The organism is Microbispora bryophytorum (assembly GCF_043197435.1).
GTDB lineage: Bacteria > Actinomycetota > Actinomycetes > Streptosporangiales > Streptosporangiaceae > Microbispora > Microbispora bryophytorum.
The window spans coordinates 130,480-139,273 of sequence record NZ_JBICTF010000015.1; the positions used below are offsets into that span (position 1 = coordinate 130,480).

Sequence of the window (8,794 nt, forward strand, 5' to 3'; positions counted from 1 at the left end):
AGCGTGTCATGAGCCCCAAACGGCGTTGATCTTGCTGTGACTTGCCTGGTCAATGCTGGCTGCTCATGAAACACCGCTCGTGACCGCGATCTGTGACCAGCGTTGCCGTTGACGCTGGGTCAGCGGCTGGCGCCTCGGACCAGCGTGGATAGGAATCGAATCGAGTCCTCGACACGGTGCTTGATCGTACGAAGGGTAGGGATGTCGAAGCGTCCTGCCGAACCGTGTGTGCCCTTGTTGAACTGGGAGAACAGGTTCATCACGTCGTTGACGTTGGTATCTATGAAGTCGCCCAGGGCCTCGTAGCTGGCGCCGTTCAGATCGAGCAGGTAACCGATCTTCTCTCGCCGCGCGACCGCCTTGCCGTCCGGTCCTCGCTCGCAGTTCGGCTTAGCTTGCAGCACCGCGGCGTCGGGAGCCTTCATGTTGATCAGTTCCACGATCACCTCGCGGGCGCTGGTGCAGAAGTGTCGCGCAGCGTCGGGGTTTCGCGGATTGATCGCGAAGCGGGCGCCCTCCCAGCGGTTGTGCAGGTCTAGTGATAGGGCGGACAGTTCGTCGGTGAGCGACGTTTCCTCGGTCTCCTCCGCGTCGGCGGCTGTCTCGTCCAGGAGGGTGTTGGCGACATACGCGCTATTGGCCGTCTCTGCTTCCGCCAAGTCGGCCAGCTCTTGCCCGCGCTCGTTCCACAATGCGGACTGCTCGTCTACGTGGGAGTACGCGGTGTGTAGCGCGATCGTGGAGGTCTGCACCGTGACGTAGCGGGTCGTCGAGCGCTGGCGGTTGAGCCGCGCGATCTCGGCGTTGAGCCGCTGTCGATTGGAACGCACGCGCGCGTTGTGCGCGCGCACGTCGCGGTTGTAGTCGTCGATGGCGCGCTTAACCTTGCGGTTATGCGCCGTAACTTCGCGGTTGAACTTGTCGACGGACTGCTTCAGCTTACGGTTGTAGTCGTCGACCATGCGGTTGTACTGGGCCGGGGTGACCTTCCGTGGCATTTTAACCTCCGCGCGCTACGGTAACGCCAGACGTACGACAGAAACGGCGGGCAGCGCCGGGGTCCTTCCTATTTACTGTGTCACTCAGGATAACTGTCCGGACCGACAGCCCGCCTCTGACTATCGAGAGTGAGTGAACCGAACAGGACCACCTGCGATTCGTGTGCGACGCCATCTGTGGGCGAGAGTTGCGCGGTTGCTCAACGTGTCGCCGCCCGAGTAAGGAGGGCGCTCGTGGGGTCGGTCCACCGCCTGCAATCGCCATCGGCCGCTCCTGCGCTGGGCGCGGGGGCCGGTGCGTTCCTCGCCCAGGTCGCCAACCCCAATACCGCCCACGCCTACGGCATCGCGCTGCGCGCTCTGGCCGCCGAGCTTGGCGAGCGCGCCCCGCTGGCCGAGATGGAGGGCGAGACCGGCGCCGACCGCCTCGCCTCGTGGTTCACCGCGCGGTGGGGCGGTGCCGCGGCGGCGACGTTCAATGCCCGCCTGGACGCCCTGAGCTCGGCCTGCACCTAAGACGAGAGCCTGGCACAACAGTGAGGTTCATCCGCGGCCGGCCAAGGCCGCCTCCGGCTTCCCTGCGAGGCCGATCAGGAAGATCCGGTGGCGGCTCGCCGGGAATGGGCTCGACGTCCCAAGCGAGGCCGACGACGCTGAGCCGGACCCGCCTTGGATAATCAGGAAGCCTCGTCCCCGCCAGAATTATCGGGAGATTCCTGTGCCGGAATCGCCAGGAGAGAATGCTGTGCAAGCGGTCGTCCGGGTCTGCGAGGGCTCGGCGCACTAAGTAGTTCGCTTCACACAGCGATTCACCTCTGAAATGCCTCTACGGCGTCGGCAGGACGGCCGTAGGCGACAGTCTTTCGCTGGGCGGACATGATGGGCATATGGATCACAGGCGGATGGAGTCGTACTTCGACGGGCGAGCCGCCGGTTACGGGCATCTGAGCTGGCACACCGGTTACGCCGAACGGCTGGTGGAGCTCGCGGGCCTGACGCCCGGGATGCGCGTGCTGGACGCCGCCACCGGCACGGGGCTGGCGGCGCTGGCCGCGGCACGGGCGGTCGGTCCCTCCGGTCAGGTGGTCGGCGTGGACATCTCGGCCGGGATGCTGCAGGAGGCCGACCGGCTGTGCACCGCGTCCGGTCTGACCAACGTGAGCTATGTGAAGGCGGACGCCACCGCTCTCGACGGGTTCGACGACGAGACGTTCGACGTGGTCCTGTGCTGCGCGGGGATGCTGTATCTGCCGGCCTCGACGGCGTTCGCCGCCTGGCATCGGGTGCTGAAGCCGGGCGGGCTGGTCTGCTTCTCCGCGATGCGGGCCGGCTTCCCCCGCGCGGCTCGCGTGTTCCGCGAATGCGCCGCGGACTTCGGCCTCGCCCTCACCGATCCGATGGCTGAGGTGGGCACGGAGGAGAGCAGCCGCGCGGCGGTGGCCAGGGCCGGCTTCGTCTACGAACGGGCCGTACCGGGTGTGATCGCGCTCCCGCCCAGAAACGCGGCGGACCTGTGGCGGGGCCATGTGGCGAACCCGAACTACACCGAAGTCGCGTCGCTCTCCTCGGAGGAAACGGCCGCCTTCGAGGCGCGCTACCTCGCCCGGGTCTCCGAGCTGTTGAACGAACCGGACGCCTTCGATCTACCGGTCATGTACGTCTACGCCCGTAGGCCCGGTCAGGCGGGCCGCCGGGAACCGCGGCGGCCAGGTCATGACCGGCGGATTCCTAGGACGCCGTGACCTGCGGGACCGACTCGTACAGCGCCCAGTCGGCGCTGATCGCGCCGGCGGTCTTCAGCAGCAGCGGCAGATGCTCCTCGGTCAGCTTCTCCAGCGAGGTCTCGGCCGCGTGGCTGTTGACGTTCACGGCCGCGATGACGGTGCCGGAGCCGTCCCGCAGCGGCGCGGCCACCGAGCGTATCCCGAGCGCGAGCTGCTCGTCGGTCAGCGCCCAGCCCTTCGCCCGCACCTCGCGCAGCACGGCGTCGCGCTCCCGCTGATCGGGCCGCCAGCGCGGCTCGATGCCCGACCGGCTCGGCTCGGCCAGCACCCGCTCCAGCTCGTCCGGCGGGAGCGCGGCCAGCAGCACCTTGCCCAGGGACGTCTGCATCGCCGGGAACCGCGTCCCGATCTGCACCGAGAGGGCGACGATCTTCGGTACGGCCACGCGGGCGACGTACACGATGTCGGACCCGTCGAGCTGGGCGATCGACGACGACTCGCGCGTCTGGGCGACCAGCCGTTCCAGATGCGGCCTGGCCACCTCCCACAGGCCCGTCGAGCGGACGTAGGAGACGCCGAGTTCGAGCACCCGTGGGGTCAGGGCGAAGCCGCCCTGCGCCGAGCGCGCGTATCCCAGCTCCTGCAGCGTGAGCAGGATGCGCCGCGCGGTGGGCCGGGCCAGGCCGGTCGCCGCCGCCACCTCGGTCAGGGACATGACCGGGCGCCCCGGCTGGAACGCCCTGATGACATCGAGGCCGCGCGCGAGCGCCTCGATGAAGTCAGGTCCGGTGTCGCCTCGTGCCATGAACGCCTCTTCCGCTCGAACTCGCCGAGTCAACTTTAGACCCTGATCGCGGTTCGGTGTCCGCCTGACGGCCGTGCGCGTGGTCCGGAATGCCCGCGTCACACCGCCGTAACCCGGCGGTCGGTGAGATCAGTCCTCCTCATGACCGCTAAGCGGACCTCTGTCCGTTCGAACGACACCCTGACGGCGCCACCTGCCACCCGCGTTTCTGCCGCCCGCGCCCCGTGCCCTGCTCGTCGGGCCGCGCGCGGCCGGCGCTCACACACTCCCGGCCGGCCGGGGCTCGCACGGCCCCACCGTCTCCACTTTCACCATAAAGAGGGCGATCGATTTCGCCGCAGAGGTCGGCTCCGCCTATGCCGAAGGCGGGGAACGCCGCCGCCGGCTTTTCACCACCGGAGACGGCGGTGAAACCGGGGGATTCGCGCCCGGCGCGGAAATAGGCGAGCTGCCGGCCATTCTCGACGCCCTGCGCGCTGCCGCCGATCACCTGCACACCTTTCTCGCCGACGGACTGATCGGGAACACGCTCGCCGTGTACGCCCTCATCCAGGCGCGGCGTAGTGGCACAACCCCCTCGCGTGAGCGAACCGCCACCACCGCCGGCCCCTCGGCGCCTGCCGAGCTGAACCCCGGCCAGGGACGCCTGCTCGACCAGGCGATCGCCGTCCTGACGGAGCGCCTGATCGCCTACGGCCTCAGCAGGGAGAGAGCCGAGCAACAGACCTACCGCCTTCTGGAGACGATCTTCGAACCGGGCAACACCCTGGAGGAGATCCAGGCACTGCTCGCGGCTCTTCTGGCCACCGACCCCGCTCAGCCGCTACCGGAGCCCCGGCTCGGCGGGCGAACGCGTTCCTGGATGCTGCCACCGTGGCTCTGGTTCTACCTGATCGCCTACCTTCTGGTCGGAGTGCCCTGGTTGATCGGCGACTGGACCCGCCAGGCCACCGACTACTGGACCCTGATCACGAACAGCTCTGTCGGCGTCGCCCGCACGGCGGGCATCGTGCTCGGTGTCGCGAGCATCGCCCAGCTCTTCCCTGTGCTGATCCTGTGTGGGGCGGTGGCGAGCCTGCTGCTGCCGGGGTTCCGCGGACAAAGGGTGGAGCGGCGGCACGGTCTGAGAGTCAGCGACAACCCGGTCATCGAGGAGATCGGCGCGTTCGTACGGCGGCAGGACCCTTCCATCGAGATCAGGTTCAGCGAGAGCACCCGCATGCCGGCGCGCGTCTATCCGGTGGGCTGGAAGAAGGCGCGGATCGCCGTCTTCCTCCCGCTGACCGTCCTGTGGCGGGCCGACCGCGAAGCGGCCGAGGCCGTACTGCTGCACGAGATCGCCCACCGTCGGCAGCTCGATCACCACGTCGTCGGTCTCGCCAGCCCTTTCACCTGGCTGGTGCGCGCCTGGGGCCCGGTCTTCGTGCTCGTCGGGCTGCTGCCGATCACCTTGTACGTCGTGCTCGGAGGCGCGGCCGGACGCCTGATGACCGGGCAGCTTCTCGTCCACGCCGCCGTCGTCGCGAGGATGCTGCTCCTGCCGGTCATGGCGCTGTGGCTGGCGGAACTCAGCGCGGATCGGCTGGCCGTCCGGCAGCGTGGCGCCGACGCGCTCATCCGGGCACTGGCCCTCGAACGGACCCTTCCCAGCGGCCGGCTGAGTCGTGCCGGCAGAGTGCTCACTCACCCGCCGGCCGCACTGCGCAGGAAGGCCGCCGGGGGGCGCCTCTGCGGCCTCACGGGGCTGGCCGTGGCATGGCCCGCGACCCTCGTCGTCCGGCTCGCGCTGGTGTCGGCCCTCGCCCTGCCCGCATTCATGCTCACGGGTGAGGACATCGGCGCCGCGATCGCCCACGTGCTCCGGAGCATCGTCGACGGGCTCGCCTTCGACCGGCTTCTCGTGGGCGGGAGCGCGGTGCTGCTGGTCGTCTGGCCGTGGATCGTACGGACACGACATGCCGGCGATCGCGATTCTCAGCTCGCTCCCTATGCACTGGCCGCCGTCCTTCCGCTGGCGCTCTATATGACGAGTTTCATCTGAAAAACGACCCTCGATCGACGTACGACAAGGAGGGAATTACTTCATGAACCGAAAAGCACGCAAATGCGGATTAGTGGCGGCCGTGTCGGTGACCGCGACGCTCTGGACGGTGATCCCGTCCAGCCCGGCGGCCGGCGCGCAGTCCGCCGTGCGGACCTATCGCGGCACCGCCACCGTGGTGGTCGACTCATACGACTACTGCGGAGGTCCTCTCTCGGGTGAGCGCCGGTTCATCGGCACCAGCCGATACAAGATGGCCGCGAGATTCGTCACCGGCCCACGCAAGTCCGCCGCGGGCCGGGTCGAGCGCAACCCCTTCTACTGGGAGTTCTACGTGGGGAACATCGGAGCCGTCGGATCCTTCCAACTCGGCTCCGCCCACGTCGTCACCGCGTCGGCCCGCGATCTCGGCGGTAACGCACGCGACCCGCGGCACCTGCTGGGCTACTGGGTCACCAGCCGATCGGGCACCTCCTGGTCCGGCAAGCTGGTCGACAGTCATCGCGCCGAGGGGGCCACGTTCAACCACTTCTACGGAGAGAAGACCATCGTCCCCTGCCGTAATCTCGGCACGTCTCCCTTCCTCTACGCCGTCAACGCCGGGGCGACGGTCTCGGGCCGGGTGAGCTCGGGAAGCGCGGCGTTCACCATCAGCGGCTCGACCTACGGTGGCAACTACCGGTTCCGCATCACGTTCAGCGGCTGACGGGAACGTTCCTCAAGGCGGGGTACGACAAGCGAGAGGCCCGCTCCCCGACGTACGGAGGTGTTGGCCGATGAAGGGACGTGTTCTGCCGGCGGCCCTGCTGACGGCCGGCCTGCTGACGGCCGGCCTGAACGGCGCGTACGGCTCCGCCGCCTGGGCCAGGGCGCCTTCTCCGCCCGCCGCACCCGCCGTACTCGCCGTCCCCGTCGTGCCCGCAGGGCCTGCCGGCACGACGCCGGCGGCCGACCACAACGACCAGGACGTCATGTTCGCCCGGATGATGATCCCGCATCATCGTCAGGCGGTGGAGATGGGGAGGCTGGCCGAGGGCCGCGCGGCGGACGCCCGGGTCGCAAGGCTCGCCCAGCGCATCGAGGCCGCGCAGGCTCCCGAGATCCGGACGATCAGCGGCTGGCTCACGGCCTGGGGCGAGCCGGCGCCCATGGAGAGCCACGCGCCGGCGCACCACGCCATGCCCGGGATGATGTCCCCCGAGGACATGCGCCGACTCGCGGGGCTGTCCGGACGGGCCTTCGACCGGGCCTTCCTCACGATGATGATCCGGCACCACGAGGGCGCCGTCGCCATGGCGCGCGACGAGCTGCGCACCGGGGTCTACGAGCCGGCCCGGCGGTTGGCGGCGTCCATCGTCTCCAGCCAGTCCGCCGAGATCACGGAGATGAAGAGCCTGCTGGGTTGACGCGGCCCGAGCAGGCGACGTGCCACGACGGCCCGCCGCTCCGGAGGGCGCGGGAAGTCACCGCGCGTGTCACCGTGGGCGGTCGTCGCGGGCGCTCGTCGCGGGCGGTCATCGCGGGCGGTCATCTCTTGCGGTGCCGCCCGCCGGACGACGCCGCCGCGGCCTTGGACCGGAGCCCGGTCACGGCGGTGGAGACCACCGCGAACAGCAGACCGGCCGGCAGGACGGCGTCGCCGGGCGACCACACGACGTCGAGGGACTTCCCCTGCGGGGCCGTCATGTTCCCGCCGGTGGACGCCGCGGCGCCCTGGACGCTCGCGTTCACGGCCGCCACGGGCTGGATCGTCACCGGCACCTTCGGCGCCACCTTGACCTTGCGCGGCAGGCCGTATCCGACGATCTTGCTTGTGTCGCGCACCTTGCGCTTCAGCCACACGCCGTCGACGTTGCCCTCGATCGTGTGGACCTTCCCGCCGACGACCTTCTCGACGATGCCGACGTGGTCGATGTCGCGGATCTTCTTGGATCCCGACCAGTCGAAGAAGACCACGGCCCCCGGCTCGGGCTTGCCGCTCCAGGCGTGATGTTCCTTGAACCACTCGGCGTGCCGTGTGGTCAGCGCGAACTCGCCGACCTGGCCCTGCACCCCGGCTTGGTCCGCCGCCCAGGAGACGAACATGTCGCACCAGGGGGCGGCCTTGAAGTCGGAGTCCTTGGCGACGTTGTCGGCGTACCACTCGCCGAACTTCGTGTGTTTCCCGGCTCGTTCGCGGTAGCCCAGTTCGGGGCGGACGGCGTCGAGCAGCTGTCGAGCTATCGGATCGGTGGAAATCGGAGGCTCCTCATGGCGCGCTTCGAGACATGACGAACCGGCCCGCGGGGCGTGGCGGCATGACGGCATGGCCGTCCGAGGCCACGGCCGCGGCGGGGCGGATCAGAAACGGGAGATGCGGCAGCCCGTCACGGGCGCGCCATCACCCCGGAAGCCTGGAGACGTTCCAGGGCAGGCAAGTGGTCCGGCGATGCGACGCGGACCGGGTGGGCAGGTGGAGCCGACACTCCACGCGCTCTCCTCTCCTTGGCCGCCTACCGGGTTAGCTGACGGGTTCGGGCCAGGAGCAGCCCTACCGGATTGTCCGGATTCACCCCAGGAGACGTGGGTCCCCGGTTCCCGGGATCGATGACTTCCGGGATTCGGCGGTCGCCGGTCGTCCTCGGGTTGAGGACCGCTCACCGGCGAGACACACGGGAAGTTTAATAGATAACAAGTAAGACACGGCAGAAACCACAGCAAACGGCATCATTGTGGCCGCCGCCGTTCCGTGCTTCCGCAGGTCCTCACGGCCGCGGGCCGTCGGTGGTGACATGCGCCACACCGCGCCCTACGGCGTCAACGCCCGCCCTGCGGCCCGCCGGGCGGGTGCTCGTGCCGTACGGCGGGCGGCCGGGCCGAAGGCGACCCGGCCGGCCTACTCACACGCGCTCGCTCACGCCCGCCTCGCTCACATCCGCCTCGCTCACGCCTGGCCCACCCGCTGCCGCTGACGGCCCAGACCCTCGATCTCCAGCTCCACCACATCCCCCTCCCGCAGATACGCCTGCGGGCCACGCCCCAGCGCCACACCCGCCGGAGTGCCGGTGTTCACCACATCACCCGCCTCCAGCACCATGAACTGGCTCAAATACCAGATCACATGATGCACCCCGAAAATCTGATTCTTCGTATCCCCGTCCTGCCGCAACTCCCCGTTGACCCACAACCGCAACCCCAGCGCCTGCGGATCCCCCACCTCATCGGCCGTCACCAGCCACGGACCCAG

Annotated in this window: 9 protein-coding genes and 1 riboswitch; of the genes, 5 read left to right on the forward strand and 4 right to left on the reverse strand. The window is 69.1% G+C overall.

Going from position 1 to position 8,794, the window contains the following annotated elements; genetic code table 11:
- Nucleotides 1-119 precede the first annotated feature (119 nt).
- Entirely contained in the window at nucleotides 120-998 is an 879-nt protein-coding gene (locus ACGFIB_RS35525) for a pPIWI-associating nuclease domain-containing protein (RefSeq protein ID WP_393377793.1), read from the reverse strand.
- Between the two features lie 234 nt (nucleotides 999-1,232).
- Between ACGFIB_RS35525 and ACGFIB_RS35530 the strand changes: the two genes are divergently transcribed.
- Together ACGFIB_RS35530 and ACGFIB_RS35535 are read left to right on the forward strand one after the other, a co-directional pair.
- Nucleotides 1,233-1,514, forward strand: a complete 282-nt coding sequence (locus tag ACGFIB_RS35530; protein WP_393377795.1) for a hypothetical protein — start codon at nucleotides 1,233-1,235, stop codon at nucleotides 1,512-1,514.
- 371 nt (nucleotides 1,515-1,885) lie between these two features.
- Nucleotides 1,886-2,740: a class I SAM-dependent methyltransferase gene (locus ACGFIB_RS35535; RefSeq protein ID WP_393377797.1), complete on the forward strand. Its 855-nt coding sequence runs from the start codon at nucleotides 1,886-1,888 to the stop codon at nucleotides 2,738-2,740.
- On the opposite strand, the gene ACGFIB_RS35540 is transcribed toward ACGFIB_RS35535, so the two are convergent.
- Nucleotides 2,727-3,527, reverse strand: coding sequence for an IclR family transcriptional regulator domain-containing protein (locus ACGFIB_RS35540; RefSeq protein ID WP_142575146.1), 801 nt, complete (start codon nucleotides 3,525-3,527; stop codon nucleotides 2,727-2,729). The two genes, ACGFIB_RS35535 and ACGFIB_RS35540, sit on opposite strands and share 14 nt — an antisense overlap.
- Before the next feature lie 535 nt (nucleotides 3,528-4,062).
- On the opposite strand from ACGFIB_RS35540, the gene ACGFIB_RS35545 reads away from it, so the two are divergent.
- From ACGFIB_RS35545 to ACGFIB_RS35555, 3 genes are all read left to right on the forward strand, one after another.
- The gene (locus ACGFIB_RS35545; RefSeq protein ID WP_393377799.1) at nucleotides 4,063-5,568 is read left to right on the forward strand and encodes a M48 family metalloprotease; all 1,506 of its coding nucleotides are present in this window, start codon (nucleotides 4,063-4,065) and stop codon (nucleotides 5,566-5,568) included.
- Between the two features lie 43 nt (nucleotides 5,569-5,611).
- A complete protein-coding gene (locus ACGFIB_RS35550) occupies nucleotides 5,612-6,274 on the forward strand; it encodes a hypothetical protein (protein WP_393377802.1) in 663 nt (220 codons plus the stop codon).
- 70 nt (nucleotides 6,275-6,344) lie between these two features.
- Entirely contained in the window at nucleotides 6,345-6,974 is a 630-nt protein-coding gene (locus ACGFIB_RS35555) for a DUF305 domain-containing protein (RefSeq protein WP_393377804.1), read from the forward strand.
- A gap of 121 nt (nucleotides 6,975-7,095) precedes the next feature.
- Here ACGFIB_RS35555 and ACGFIB_RS35560 read toward each other — a convergent pair whose 3' ends face one another.
- The gene (locus ACGFIB_RS35560) at nucleotides 7,096-7,875 is read right to left on the reverse strand and encodes a CHAP domain-containing protein (RefSeq protein WP_393377807.1); all 780 of its coding nucleotides are present in this window, start codon (nucleotides 7,873-7,875) and stop codon (nucleotides 7,096-7,098) included.
- 166 nt (nucleotides 7,876-8,041) lie between these two features.
- A riboswitch (cyclic di-AMP (ydaO/yuaA leader) is annotated at nucleotides 8,042-8,184 on the reverse strand.
- Nucleotides 8,185-8,491: 307 nt separating this feature from the next.
- Nucleotides 8,492-8,794 (reverse strand): fumarylacetoacetate hydrolase family protein (locus ACGFIB_RS35565; RefSeq protein ID WP_393377809.1); only part of this gene is annotated, 303 nt, incomplete at its 5' end.